The organism is Streptomyces tauricus (assembly GCF_014650955.1).
GTDB lineage: Bacteria > Actinomycetota > Actinomycetes > Streptomycetales > Streptomycetaceae > Streptomyces > Streptomyces tauricus.
Map to the genome: position 1 here is coordinate 47,414 of NZ_BMVY01000019.1, position 13,377 is coordinate 60,790.

At 72.5% G+C, this 13,377-nt stretch carries 11 protein-coding genes; all 11 read left to right on the forward strand.

What is annotated here, in order from left to right:
• Window positions 1-173 precede the first annotated feature (173 nt).
• The 11 genes from IE278_RS25695 (at window position 174) to IE278_RS25745 (ending at window position 13,193) form a co-directional block, all read left to right on the forward strand.
• Window positions 174-2,375 carry a DUF8189 domain-containing protein gene (locus IE278_RS25695; protein WP_189775630.1) on the forward strand — a complete coding sequence of 734 codons (2,202 nt, stop codon included), beginning with the start codon at window positions 174-176 and terminating at the stop codon, window positions 2,373-2,375.
• A gap of 73 nt (window positions 2,376-2,448) precedes the next feature.
• On the forward strand, window positions 2,449-3,735 hold the full coding sequence (locus tag IE278_RS25700) for an ABC transporter substrate-binding protein (protein WP_189775631.1): 1,287 nt from the start codon (window positions 2,449-2,451) through the stop codon (window positions 3,733-3,735).
• 1 nt (window position 3,736) lies between these two features.
• Window positions 3,737-4,681 carry a carbohydrate ABC transporter permease gene (locus tag IE278_RS25705; protein ID WP_189775632.1) on the forward strand — a complete coding sequence of 315 codons (945 nt, stop codon included), beginning with the start codon at window positions 3,737-3,739 and terminating at the stop codon, window positions 4,679-4,681.
• Window positions 4,681-5,529, forward strand: coding sequence for a carbohydrate ABC transporter permease (locus IE278_RS25710; RefSeq protein ID WP_189775633.1), 849 nt, complete (start codon window positions 4,681-4,683; stop codon window positions 5,527-5,529). The genes IE278_RS25705 and IE278_RS25710 overlap by 1 nt, the downstream gene beginning before the upstream one ends.
• Window positions 5,526-7,652 carry an alpha-galactosidase gene (locus IE278_RS25715; protein ID WP_189775634.1) on the forward strand — a complete coding sequence of 709 codons (2,127 nt, stop codon included), beginning with the start codon at window positions 5,526-5,528 and terminating at the stop codon, window positions 7,650-7,652. Before IE278_RS25710 ends, IE278_RS25715 begins: the two co-directional genes overlap by 4 nt.
• Window positions 7,653-7,744: 92 nt before the next feature.
• Window positions 7,745-8,518, forward strand: coding sequence for an SDR family NAD(P)-dependent oxidoreductase (locus tag IE278_RS25720; protein ID WP_189775635.1), 774 nt, complete (start codon window positions 7,745-7,747; stop codon window positions 8,516-8,518).
• Between the two features lie 50 nt (window positions 8,519-8,568).
• Window positions 8,569-9,354 carry a FadR/GntR family transcriptional regulator gene (locus tag IE278_RS25725; protein WP_189775636.1) on the forward strand — a complete coding sequence of 262 codons (786 nt, stop codon included), beginning with the start codon at window positions 8,569-8,571 and terminating at the stop codon, window positions 9,352-9,354.
• Entirely contained in the window at window positions 9,351-10,496 is a 1,146-nt protein-coding gene (gene dgoD / locus IE278_RS25730; RefSeq protein ID WP_189775637.1) for a galactonate dehydratase, read from the forward strand. Before IE278_RS25725 ends, dgoD begins: the two co-directional genes overlap by 4 nt.
• A gap of 2 nt (window positions 10,497-10,498) precedes the next feature.
• Window positions 10,499-11,374, forward strand: coding sequence for a hypothetical protein (locus tag IE278_RS25735; protein ID WP_373312082.1), 876 nt, complete (start codon window positions 10,499-10,501; stop codon window positions 11,372-11,374).
• Between the two features lie 35 nt (window positions 11,375-11,409).
• On the forward strand, window positions 11,410-12,087 hold the full coding sequence (locus tag IE278_RS25740) for a bifunctional 4-hydroxy-2-oxoglutarate aldolase/2-dehydro-3-deoxy-phosphogluconate aldolase (RefSeq protein WP_189775707.1): 678 nt from the start codon (window positions 11,410-11,412) through the stop codon (window positions 12,085-12,087).
• Between the two features lie 104 nt (window positions 12,088-12,191).
• Entirely contained in the window at window positions 12,192-13,193 is a 1,002-nt protein-coding gene (locus IE278_RS25745) for a sugar kinase (RefSeq protein WP_189775639.1), read from the forward strand.
• Window positions 13,194-13,377 lie beyond the last annotated feature (184 nt).

Sequence of the window (13,377 nt, forward strand, 5' to 3'; positions counted from 1 at the left end):
TAGGAATTAATATTGACAGGGTTTCCGGCCCCGGGCCACAGTCTTCGCCGTGACGCCGTTCGCCGTGACGTCGGCGGCCCCTTCCGCGGCGCGGCCCGCGTCACGCCCTCGTGCTTCCAGCGCCTTCGTGTTTCCCCGGCGCCTTCGTGCTTCCCAACCATCGGGAGAGGCAAGTGATTTCACCCCCGCAGGTCCGCACACCCGCGGCCCGGACACTGACCCGCCGCGCCACCACGGTCGCGATCGCAACGGTCCTGGCGGTGACCGCGGCCCCCGCGGCCACGGCCGGCACCGGGACCTCGACCGGCGTCGACCAGGGCGCACCCGAGTACTACGACAGCGGTCTCGCGCCCACCCCCTACATGGGCTGGAACACCTACTACGGACTGGGCGCACCCACCGAGAAGGAGGTGCGCTCCGTCGCCGACAAGCTGGTCGGCAGCGGTCTGCGTGACAGCGGCTACGACGTCGTGTGGCTCGACGGCGGCTGGCAGGCCGACAACCCCCGCGATGCACAAGGAAACCTGGTCGCCCACCCGGACCGCTTCCCCTCCGGCATCCCGGCCCTGGTCTCCTACCTCCACGAGCGCGGTCTGAAGGCGGGCATCTACACCGACGCGGGCGCCTACGACGGCGGCAAGAGCTGCGGACTCGGCAGCAGGGGCCACTACGAGGAGGACGCCCGGCAGTTCGCCGGCTGGAAGATCGACGCGGTCAAGGTCGACTTCCTGTGCGGGATCGGGGCGAAGCTCGATCCGGGCCCGGCGTTCAAGGAGTTCAGCGACGCGGTCGCCAAGTCCGGCCGCAAGATGCTGCTCAACCTCTGCAACCCGCTCACCGACGACTGGGGCGTGCCGCACACACCCGAGCAGGACGCGCACAACGCGTACGTCTACGCCCCGACGATCGCCGACTCGTGGCGTACGGGCACGGACATCGCGTGGGGCACCCCGAGCCCCGGCCAGTGGCCCAACGTGCTGCGCACCATGGACGCCAACGCCTGGCACCCCGAGGCGCAGGGGCCGGGCCACTACAACGATCCCGACTACCTCATCCCCACGCGGCGCATGAGCGACGGCTCGCTGGAGCTGACGGAGGAGGAGTCCACCACGCAGTTCGTGATGTGGGCCGAGATGGCCTCGCCGCTCGTCCTCGGCTCCGACCCGCGCACGCTGTCCCCTTCGATGCTCAGGACACTGCGCAACCCGGAGATCATCGCCGTCGACCAGGACCCGCTGGCCGTCCAGGGCGTGCGGGTGGCGAGCGACTCCGTCGGCGACGTCTACAGCAAGGCCCTCCAGGGTGACGGCAGGCGCGCGGTCGTGCTCCTCAACCGCTCCGACAAGGCGGCCGAGCGCACGGTCCGGTTCTCCGACGTCGGGCTCGGCGGGGCGGTGGGTGTCCGTGACCTGCGGGCCCGGGCGGACCGGGGTGCCCACAGCGACACGTACACGGTCGAAGTCCCCGCGCACGGCACCGCGTTCCTGAAGCTGACCGGCACCGACGCCCTGCCCGGCACGAGTCTCGGACAGAAGGCCTCGGCGAGCCCGGCCGTGGTGCGCGACGGCGACACGCTCACCGCGTTCCTGCGCGGACCGCACGGCTCCCTCGTCCAGCACACCACCACCTCCGACGGCAACGGAAAGGGCCGCACCCGGGACCTCGGTGGTCCCACGGGCGGCAGGATCCTGGGGCAGCCCGCCGCGTACGCCTCGGCCGGCGGCCGGATCGACGTCTTCGTGCGCGGCGCCGACTCCCGGGTGTACCGGCGGGTCCTCGCCGACGGCCGCTGGGGCGCGTGGCAGAGCCTGGGCGGCAAGGTGACGGACGCCCCGACGGTGGCGTTCACCGACCCCGGCCACTGGACGCTGGTCGCCCGAGGCGCCGACGGGGAAGTCGTGCGGCGCGGCCCGTCGACCGGCTGGTCCTCGCTCGGCACACCCGGCGAACGGCAGACGTACGGGCGTCCGTCCGCCGCCGTCGGCTCGGACGGGCGGATCCACGTGGCCGTCCGCACAGCCGCCGACGACGTGTGGACCCGGACCCGGACGGCGGCGGGGGAGTGGTCGCCGTGGACCTCGCTCGGCGGAACCGTCAGCGGCAGCCCGACGCTCGTCGCGGCCGGGGATGCCGTCGTGCTGTACGCGCGCGCCGCCGACTACACGCTCTGGCAGCGGCGGTACGAGGACGGGGCCTGGCAGGACTGGACGAAGCGGGACGAGTTCCCGAGCGCCGCGTTCGAGGGATCGCTGGGAGCGGTGGCCGGGGCGGCCGGGCCTGACGGCACGGTCGGTGTGGACGCGGTGTACCGGGGCGTCGACGGTCGCGTCCACCTGACGTCGTTCCCCCAGACCATCCAGACCCAGTCCAAATAAATTAGTAATTATTCTTGACGTGGCGTGAGCGTCACGCAAATCTGGATCAGCGCGGATCCACAGGGAGCCCTCCATGACCCACCACCACGCAAGCAGGCGCCGGTTCCTCGCCGGCGCCGGCGCCGCCGGCACAGCGGCGCTGCTCAGCGGCTGTGTCACCTCGACCTCCTCCGGCAAGAGCTCGTCGAAGGGCAAGGTGACCCTCCAGTCCAACCTCTCCGCCCCGCAGGCGAAGGCCGCGATGCAGGACGTCGTCGCCTCGTACGCCAAGAAGGGGTCGGGGAGCGCCAGCCTGAACACGGTCGCCGCCGAGACCTTCCGCACCCAGCTGCCGACGTACCTCACCTCCGCCAACCCGCCGGACGTCTACACCTGGTACCCCGGGTCGGTGGCGGACGCGTACGCGAAGAAGGACCTGCTGCTCGACCTCGGCGAGGTCTGGTCCTCACCCGACCTCAAGGGCTACTCCAAGGCCCTGAACAGCCTGTGCACCTCGGCCTCCGGCAAGAAGGTCTTCGTGCCGACCACCTACTACTGGTGGGGCATGTTCTACCGCAGGTCGAACTTCGCCAAGTGGGGCGTGCGCGAGCCCAAGAGCTGGGACGGCTTCCTCGACCTGTGCGACAAGCTCAAGAGCAAGGGCGTCGATCCCATCGGCCTGGGCGCGGGCGGCAACACCGCCTGGGTGGCCTCGGCCTGGTTCGACTACCTGGACATCCGCATCAACGGCGCCGACTACCACCGCGAACTCCTCGCGGGCAGGCACCGGTTCGACGACCCCGAGGTCCGCAGGGTCTTCGACCGCTGGCAGGAACTGCTGCCGTACTTCGACCCGAACGGCACGGCGGTCGCCTTCCAGGACGCCACGACCTCCCTGCTCAACGGCCGCAGCGGCATGATGCTCATCGGCACCTTCTTCGCGGACGCCGCACCCAAGGACGCCCTCGACGACATCGACTTCTTCCGCTTCCCCGTCATCGACCCCAAGGTCCCGCTCGCCGAGGAAGCCCCCACGGACGGCTACTTCGCCAGCGCCCGCACCGGCCGTCACGCCCAGGTCGTCGACCTGATGCGCTACCTCGCAGGCGCCGAGGCCCAGGAGATCTACATCAAGGGCTCGTCCGGCACGGTCCTGCCGTGCAACCCGGACGTGAAGGACTCGGGCACGGCCCTGGTGAAGAAGGGCCGTGCGCACATCGAGGAGGCCGCCGAGATCACCCAGTTCTTCAACCGGGACTCCAGCGACGCGCTCCAGCCCACCGCCGACAACGCGCTGACGAAGTTCATCGCCGAGCCGAAGCAGATCGGCTCCATCCTCACCGACTGGCAGCGCGAGGCCGCGAAGATCTGGAACGCCTGACATGCCCGACACGGCCGTCCTGACGGTCCCCGGCCGCAAGGCGCCCGCCCCGCCGCCACCTCGGCGCGGGCGGAACCGGGGTCCGCGCCGCACACCCCCGCTGGTCCTCGCCTTCGTCCTCGTCCCCCTGCTGGCCGAGGCCCTGTGGGTGTTCTGGCCGGCGCTGCAGGGCTTCTACCTCGCCCTCACCGACTGGGACGGCGTCTCCGCACCCCGGTTCGTCGGCCTGGCCAACTTCCGCGAGATGACCCACGACGACGTCTTCCTCGACGCGACCGGCCACACCGTGCTCTGGCTCCTCCTCTTCGGCGGCCTGTCCGCCGTCCTGGGCCTCGCCGCCGCCCTCGTGCTCCAGCAGGAACGGCGCGGCGTCGGCTTCTACCGCGCCGCCCTGTTCCTGCCCGTCGTCTTCTCCCTGGTCGCCACCGCCCTGGTGTGGCAGGCGATCTACCAGCCCGACGGAGTCCTCAACCAGCTCCTCGAATCGGTCGGCCTCGGCAGCCTGCGCCACGCCTGGCTCGCCGACCAGGACACCGCCCTGTACGCGGTGACGGTCCCCGCGCTCTGGCGCCAGATCGGTTACGTCATGGTCCTGTACGTCGCCGGCCTCAAGGGCATCGACCCGGCCCTGTACGAGGCCGCCAAGGTCGACGGAGCCGGTGCCTGGCAGCGACTGCGCCACGTCACCCTGCCCCAGCTGCGCAGTGTCAACGCGGTCGTCCTGTCCGTCATCGTCATCGACTCACTGCGCTCCTTCGACGTCGTCTGGTCGCTGACGCGTGGCGGCCCCTACCACTCCTCCGAACTGCTGAGCACGTACATGTACTCCACCGCCTTCCAGTCCCTGCGCCTCGGCTACGGGTCCGCCCTCGCCGTCGTCATCTTCGTGCTGGCCTTCGGCGTCATCTGCTCCTATCTCGTCCGCGCGTTCCGGGAGGCCGACTGATGTCCGCCACCTCCGCGGCGCTGCGCCGCAGGCGGGCCGCGACCGCCGGGTTCCACCTCGGCGCCGGCACCCTGGCCGTCCTGTGGCTGCTGCCGATCGCCCTGGTCCTGGTGACCAGCCTGCGCTCCTTCGACGACATCGCAGCGCACGGCCTGGGCAGTTGGCCGCACTCCTTCACCCTCTCCAACTTCGGCCAGGCCTGGAACGACGGCGGCCAGCAGCGCGCCCTGATCAACAGCCTGCTGGTCACCGTGCCCGCCGTCCTGGTGACGCTCGCGCTGGCCGCCATGGCCGCGTTCGGGCTCAGCCGCTACGACCTGCCCTTCCGCCGCTCGCTGCTGCTGCTCATGCTCGGCGGCAACCTGCTCCCGCCGCAGATCCTGCTCATCCCCGTCTCCAAGCTGAGCGAACTGCTGGGCATCCACGACACCCTGCCCGCACTCGTCGGCGTACAGATCGGCTTCGGTGTCGGCTTCTACGTCTTCGTCCTGCACGGGTTCATGCGGTCGATCCCGCCGGAGATCCAGCAGGCGGCGGTCGTCGACGGCGCCGGGCCCTGGCAGATCTTCTGGCGGATCATCCTGCCGCTGACCCGCCCCGCCCTCGCGGCCCTCAGCGCACTGTCGTTCACCTGGATCTTCAACGACCTGCTGTGGGCGATCACCGTGCTGCGCAGCGACACCAAGATGCCGATCACCGCCGCCCTCATCGGACTCCAGGGGCAGTACGTGTCCATGTGGAACGTGATCGCCGCCGGTTCCGTCATCGCCGCGGCGCCCACCGTGATCGTGTTCCTGCGGTTCCAGCGGCACTTCGTGGCCGGCCTCAACCTGGGAGCGGTGAAGTGACCACGCCTGGGCGCTGGACCCTGCGCGCCGAGAACAGCAGCTACACCGTGCGTCTGTCCCCGGACGGGCCGTGGGCCGAACTCGAAGCCTGGGGCCCGACCGGTGTCGAGGACGGCCCTTCCGCCCTCGACTGGTCCCGGCGCACCCACTTCATCACGCCGGCGGACGCGGCACCGGCCGAGTATCTGCCGTACGGGCTGCGGCCGTTCACCGGGAGCGAGCTGATCGCGGCCCGTCCCGGCGGGGAGCGGGGCACCTGGTGGGACTTCGACGGGGCGGAGGAGGGGGACGGCAGCCTGCGGCTCGCCTTCACCGACCCCGTCCTCGGCCTGCGTACGGTCCTGCGCTACGAGGTGGTGCCGGGCACGGACGTGATCCTGCGCTGGACCGAACTGACCGCCACCACCGGTGAACTGCGCCTGGAACGGCTCGACTCGGCCGCCGTGAACATCCCCGTCACGGGCGCCGCCCGGCTCACGTATCTCACCGGACAGTGGTCGCAGGAGTTCCAGCGCACCCAACTCGACCTGGCGCGCGGCACGTTCACCATGGGCAGCCTCCAAGGCGTGCCCGGACACGCGTACGCCCCCTGGCTCGCCATACAGGACGGCGGGAGAGGGGGAGTTGGGGAAGCCGGGGGAGCCGGGGGAGCCGGGGAAGGTGGCCCGGCCTATGGCATCGCCCTCGAATGGTCCGGCAACTGGCACATCACCGCCGAGGCCGAACCGGGCGGTCTCGTGCGCGTCCGCGCCGGGCGGGTCCCGCACGAGGGCGCCGTGTCCCTGGCCCCCGGTGAGACCCTCACGACCCCGCGCCTGGCCTGTGCGTTCAGCCCGGACGGCCTCGACGGGCTCTCCCGGGTCTGGCACCGCTACGAACGCCGGCTCTCCGGCGAGCGGCTGCACCGGCCCCGCAAGGTCCTCTACAACTCCTGGGAGGCCACCGGCTTCGACGTCGACGCGGCCGGGCAGCTGGAGCTGGCCACGCTGGCCGCCGAGATCGGCGCCGAACTGTTCGTCGTCGACGACGGCTGGTTCACCGGCCGCGGCGACGACACCGGGGGACTGGGCGACTGGTACCCGGACCCGGCCGCCTTCCCCCAGGGCTTCGGCCGGTTCGTGGACGACATCCGGGGGCTCGGCCTCGACTTCGGCCTGTGGGTGGAGCCCGAGGCCGTCAGCCCCGGCAGCCGCCTGTACGCCGAACACCCCGAGTGGGCCTACCGGATCGAGGGCCGCCCCGCCCGCCTGGTCCGCAACCAGCTGCTCCTCGACCTCGGCCGCCCGGACGTCCAGGACTTCGTCATCGGCACACTCGACCGGCTGCTGACCACGTACGACATCGGCTATCTCAAGTGGGACATGAACCGGCCGCCCACCGAACGCGGCCGGCCCGATGCGGCGTACGACGTCCTGCTCGACCTGGACGCGGAGCACGTCGGCGGATATCTGCGCGTCCTGGACCATCTGCGGGCCACCCATCCCGACGTCACGATCGAGGGGTGCGCGGGCGGCGGCGGGCGCGTCGAGCACGCCACCATCGCCCGCACCGACGTGGTGTGGCCCAGCGACAACACCGCCCCGCTGGACCGGCTGTCCATCCAGTACGGCTTCCTGCACGCCCACGCCCCGCACGCCATGAGCTCATGGGTCACCGACGCCCCCGGAGTCTTCGACCCCCGCCCCCGAAGCCTCGCCTTCCGGTTCGTCAACGCCCTGTGCGGAGTCCTCGGCATCGGTGCCGACCTGCGCGCCTGGACACCGCAACAGCGGGCCGAGGCCGCCCGGTGGATCGCCCGCTACAAGGACGTACGCGAGGTCATCCACCACGGAGACGTGCACCTCCTCGGCACACCGGAGGACCCCTCCTTCGGTGTGCAGTACGACGATCCGCGGTCGGGGCGCACGGTCGTCGCGGCCCTCGGCACCGGGCGCCTCGACGGGGCCCCGCTGCTGCCCGGCCGCCCCGACCGGCTGAGACTGCGCGGCCTCGACCCACGGGCGCGCTACCGCGACGCCGGGTCGGACACCACGTACAGCGGAGCGCATCTGCTGCACTACGGGCTGCCCTTCACCTGGAGCGACGGGCACGACGCCGAACTGGTGGTGCTGACACGGCGGTGACACCGGTCCGGCATATGTTCTCAGGACCTTCCCGGGACGGTCGGCCGACCGTCCACCGCACACGAAGAGCACCGAAGGAGTCGAACCCCACGATGGAGCAGCCCGCACGACGGCACGGCGACCGCTTCACCGGCCGCACGGCCGTCGTCACCGGCGCGGCCTCCGGCATCGGAGCCGCCACGGCCGAACGCCTCGCCGAGGAGGGGGCCGCCGTGGTCCTCGCCGACCTCGCCGAGGACCGGGGCGAGACCGTCGCCGCGCGCATCACGAAGGCCGGCGGCCGAGCCCGGTTCGTACGGGCCGACGTCGCCGCGGAGGACGACTGGACCCGGATCGGGGCCGCCGCCCACGACTTCGGGCCCGTGGACGTCCTCGTCAGCAACGCCTACACCGTCGAGGTGGCGCCCGCCCACGAGATGTCCCTCGGCTCATGGCAGCGCCAGCTCGCCGTCAACACCACCGGCGCCTTCCTCGGCTTCCGGGCTCTCCTGCCCGACCTGCGAGAGCGCCGGGGGGCCGTGGTGCTGACCTCGTCCGTCCACGCGCACCGGGGCATCCCCGGCCATCCCGCGTACGCCGCCTCCAAGGGCGCCCTGCTGTCCCTGTGCGCGCAACTCGCCGTCGAGTACGGGCCCGAGGTGCGCGTCAACGCCGTGGTGCCCGGACCGATCCTGACCGCCGCCTGGGACAGGGTCACGCCCGAGGACCGGGAACGCAGCGTCGCCGAGACGGCGGCGCGCCGCTTCGGCACACCGCAGGAGGTGGCCGCGGCCATCGCCTTCCTCAGCGCCGCCGAAGCCTCCTACGTCACCGGGACGAGCCTGGTCGTGGACGGCGGCTGGAGCGTCGTCAAGGCCTCCGCATGACCACGCACACCTCCCGGTAGAGCCCCCTCACAGCAGAAAGGCTGTACGACATGACGCCCTATGCCCGCCGCGGCGTGCACGGCCAGACCGTGGAAGTCCTCGCCCGCCGCATCCTGGGCGGCGAGATCCCCGAGGGGGCCACGCTGGACCTGGTGGCGCTGCAGAGCGAGCTGGACGTGAGCCTCACCGCTCTGCGCGAGTCCCTCAAGGTGCTCGCCGCGAAGGGGATGGTCGACGCCCGCCAGAAACGCGGCACGTTCGTCCGCACCCGGGCCGAGTGGAACCTCCTCGACGTCGACGTCCTGCGCTGGCAGTTCGAGGGCGGCCGCACCTCCGAGGCCGACGAGGCGCTGCTGCGCAACCTCGCCGAGGTGCGCGCCATCATCGAGCCGGCCGCCGTGCGGCTGGCCGCAGGCCGGCGCACCGACGCGGACCTGGCCGCGCTCGACGGCGCGCTCGACGCGATGGGGGAGGGCGGGGGCGACGCCGCCCACGCCGTCGAGGCCGACCTCGCCTTCCACCGGGCCCTGCTGGCCGCCACCCACAACGAACTCCTCGAACGCATGGAGATGGTCATCGAGTCGGGGCTCGCCCACCGCGACCGCATCGTGCACAGCTCCCCGCACAGCGAGGACCCGGTCCCGGCGCACCGGGCGGTCCTGGACGCCGTACGCGACCGGGACCCGCGGGCCGCCGAGACCGCGATGCGGGCCCTGCTCGACCAGGCGGGCCGCGATCTGGACCGCCTCGGCGGCGCCGACGGCACCGCGGATGACGCCGGTGACGGTCATGTGCCCGACGTGTCCGACGAGACGGAAGGCTCCCGCTCCCAGTGAAGATCACCCGTATCGAGACCTTCCTGGTCCCACCCCGCTGGCTGTTCTGCCGCGTCGAGACCGACGACGGTGTCGTCGGCTGGGGCGAACCGGTCGTCGAGGGGCGGGCCGAGGTCGTGCGCGCCGCCGTCGACGTGCTGGCCGAACACCTCGTCGGCCAGGACCCGTTGCGCATCCAGGACCACTGGCAGGTGCTGTCCAAGGGCGGCTTCTACCGCGGCGGCCCGGTCCTGTCCAGCGCCGTCGCGGGTCTCGACCAAGCCCTGTGGGACATCGCGGGGAAGACGTACGGCGCTCCTGTGCACGCCCTGCTGGGCGGGCCCGTGCGGGACCGCGTCCGGGTCTACGCCTGGGTCGGCGGCGACGAACCCGCCGAGCTGACCGAGCAGATAGCCGCGCAGGTCGAGGCGGGCTTCACCGCCGTGAAGATGAACGCGGCCGGGGCCACCTCACCGATCCCCACCCCGGCCGAGACCGCCGCGATCGTGGGCCGGGTGGCCGCGGCCCGCGAGGCACTGGGCCCCGACCGTGATGTCGCCGTCGACTTCCACGGCCGCTTCACGGCTGCGGGCGCCCGCCGCGTTCTGTCCGAACTCGCCCCCCTGCACCCGCTGTTCGTAGAGGAACCCGTCGTGCCCGAGCACGGCCACCTGCTGGCCGGCCTCGTCGCCGCGAGCCCGATCCCGCTCGCCACGGGTGAACGCCTCTACGGACGCGCGGACTTCCTGCCCGTCCTCACCGCGGGCATCGCGGTCGCCCAGCCCGACCTGTCCCACGCGGGCGGCATCTCGGAGGTGCACCGCATCGCCTCGCTCGCCGAGACCCACGGCGCGCAGCTCGCCCCGCACTGCCCGCTCGGTCCGATCGCCCTGGCGGCCAGCCTCCAGGTCGCCTTCGCCACCCCCAACTTCCTTATCCAGGAGCAGTGTCGGGGCATCCACTACAACAAGGACGCGGACCTGTTGTCGTACCTGGTGGACCCCGAGCCGTTCCGGTTCGTCGACGGACACGCCTCACGCGGCGATGCCCCCGGCCTGGGCGTCAGCGTCGACGAGGCCGCCGTACGGTCGGCCGACCGGTCGGGCCACGCCTGGCGCAACCCGGTGTGGCGCCACCCCGACGGTTCCTTCGCGGAGTGGTGAGCATGCCGCTGGAGGTGGTCACCGACCCGGCGCACGGCGGCCGTTGGACCTCCCTGCGCACGACCGCAGGCCGGGAGTGGCTGTGGCACCGCGAAGCCCCCGAGCGGGAGGGGGTCTCACCGGGCGACGCCTTCGTGGACGCGGGCGGCCTGGAGGAATGCGTCCCCACGATCCGAGGCACCCCCGACCACGGATCGGCCTGGCCCCGCCCCTGGACCCGGGTCCCGGACCAGGTCCCGGGTCCGGCCTTGGCCTCGGGCTCGGCCCCGGACCCGGAGCGGGCCGAGGACCAGTACGTCGTCCGCTGTGACCGCTTCACGCTCGGTCGTACGATCCGTCGCACCGGCGACGGCGTGGCGGCCGACTACGTGCTGACGGCCGACGTGGGGTTTCTGTTCGTGTGGGCCGCTCATGCCCTGCTCGATCTGTCCGACCGGGCCCGCCTGCGCATCCGCGACGGGACGCGGACCCGGCTCTTTCCCGAGGCGGCCCCGCTGTTGGCGCGGACGTGGCCCGCGGGCGCCGCGTGGGTGGAAGGGGACTGGCCCGCCCCCTGCGGACTGCGTCTGGACCGGTTCGGTCCAGACGACGGCACCGCGGTCGGCGCCGTCGTGGACGCCCCCGGCTGCTGTGTCCACGACGGCCAGGACCGGCTGTCGACGGCCCTGGAGGCCGACGGGCAGCCCACGTCCGTCGCCCTGTGGCGCAACCTCGGCGGCTTCCCCGCCGGGCGCCCCTACCGCAGCACGGGCGTGGAACCCATGCTCGGCCGCGTTTTCGACCTCGCCGAGGCGGGTCCCGGCGACGCCGCCCGGGTACCCGCGTCCGGCGAGGTGCGGTGGCGGCTGACGTTCAGCACGAACTGCCGCTGCGCCTGAACCGACCTGTCCCACAAGGAGTACGCATGGACCTGCTGGACCTTCGCGCGGCCCTCACCGCCCACCGCCTGGTCGCGATCGTGCGCGGCGACGACCCGGAAGCGGCGGTACGCACCGTGCTGGCCCTGGCCGAGGAAGGGATCGAGCTGATCGAGGTGTCCCTCAGCGGCAAGGACGCCCTGTCGGTCATCGAACGGGCCCGCGAGGCGCTCGGCCCCGACCGCCCCCTCGGCGCCGGTACGGTCCTGACCGCCGCCGACGCCCACGCCGCCCGGCAGGCCGGCGCGGACTTCGCCGTCACCCCCGCGCTCGGGGACGGCGTCACCGCGGCACGCGAACTCGGACTGCCGGTCCTGGCAGGGGTGATGACCCCGACCGAGATCCTGGCCGCGCGGACCCTCGGCGCCGCCGCCCTGAAGATCTTCCCCGCCGCCCAGGCCGGCGGCCCCGGCTACCTCAAGGCCCTGCGCGGCCCGTTTCCGGACGAGCTGTTCGTGCCGGTGGGCGGCGTCGACGGGGCCGCCGCCCGGGCGTATCTGGCGGCCGGGGCGACCGCCGTCGGCGTCGGCTCACCGCTGATCGGGGACGCGGCCGACGGCGGCAGCCTGACCGCGCTGCGGGACCGCGCGCGGGCGTTCCTCGCCGTGGCGAACGAGGACACCGTCACCGTCGATGCCGCCGTCGCCTCCGTGGCGCAGGAAGACGCGTCATGACCGACGCCGTATCGCGGACGGCGTCGCAAGCCGCGAACGCCGGCCACCCCGCACCCGAGGCAGAGGCAGGGGGAGAGGGAGAGGGAGAGGAAGAGGCAGAGTGCATGAACAGCGCGTCCGCGCCCCGCGCCGCCTGGCGGCCCCGCGAAGGACCGGTGGTCTGCGTCGGGGAGACCATGGCCGCGCTCGCCCCCGCCCCGGCCGAGTCCCTGGAGAGCGCCGAGGACCTGCGGGTGTCGGTGGCCGGGGCCGAGTCGAACGTGGCGATGTATCTGGCCGACCTCGGCATCCCCGTCTCCTGGCTCTCGGCGCTGGGCGACGACGCGTTGGGCCGGCGGGTGCGCGCCACGGTCGGTGCGGCCGGTGTCGACGTCGGCGGAGTGCGGCACGACCCGGACCGGCCCACGGGCCTGCTCGTGAAGGAGCCCGCCGCCGCCCGTACCCGCGTCCACTACTACCGAGGAGGCTCGGCGGCCTCGGCCCTGGGCCCCGAGGTGCTGAAGGACGACAGGCTGCGGTCCGCCTCCGTCGTCCACCTCACCGGGATCACCCCGGCCCTGTCCCCGTCCTGCCGGAGCCTGGTGGAGGAGGCGCTCGCCACCCCGCCCGACGAACGCCCGTACGCCATCAGCTTCGACGTCAACCACCGCCCGGCGCTGTGGCCGCCCGGCACGGCCGCCCCCGCACTGCGCGACCTGGCCGACCGCGCCGACATCACCTTCGTCGGGCTCGACGAGGCACAGGACCTCTGGGACGCCGACCTCGAACCGGACGGCGTACGGGCGCTGTTGCCGCATCCTCGTCTCCTCGTCGTCAAGGACGGCGGCCGGACAGTCACCGTCTTCGGGGAGGACGGCTCCTGGACCGTGCCCGCCCTGCGTACGGATGTGGTGGAGCCGGTGGGCGCGGGAGACGCCTTCGCCGCCGGGTTTCTGACCGGTCTGCTGCGGGGCGCCGGCCTGGAGCGCGCCCTGCGGCTCGGACACATCACGGCCGGCTCGGCACTCCAAGTGACCGGCGATCACGGCCCGTTGCCCGACCGTGTGAAGATCGAGGAACTTCTCGACCTGTCCGCGCACGACTGGGCCCGGGTGAACCGCGCGTGACGGACCGGTCGCGGTGAGGTGGTCAAAGGCCGAAGGTCACCTTCGGGTACGACGAAGGTCACAATTACATATCGGACACTTCGCACTTCAATCTTCACGCGAGACACACAAGTTGGCTAAGTTGACGGCTGGGCCGTACGACTCCCTCCGGTGAACCTCGCCGGGTCGCGCGGTCTCCGCCGAA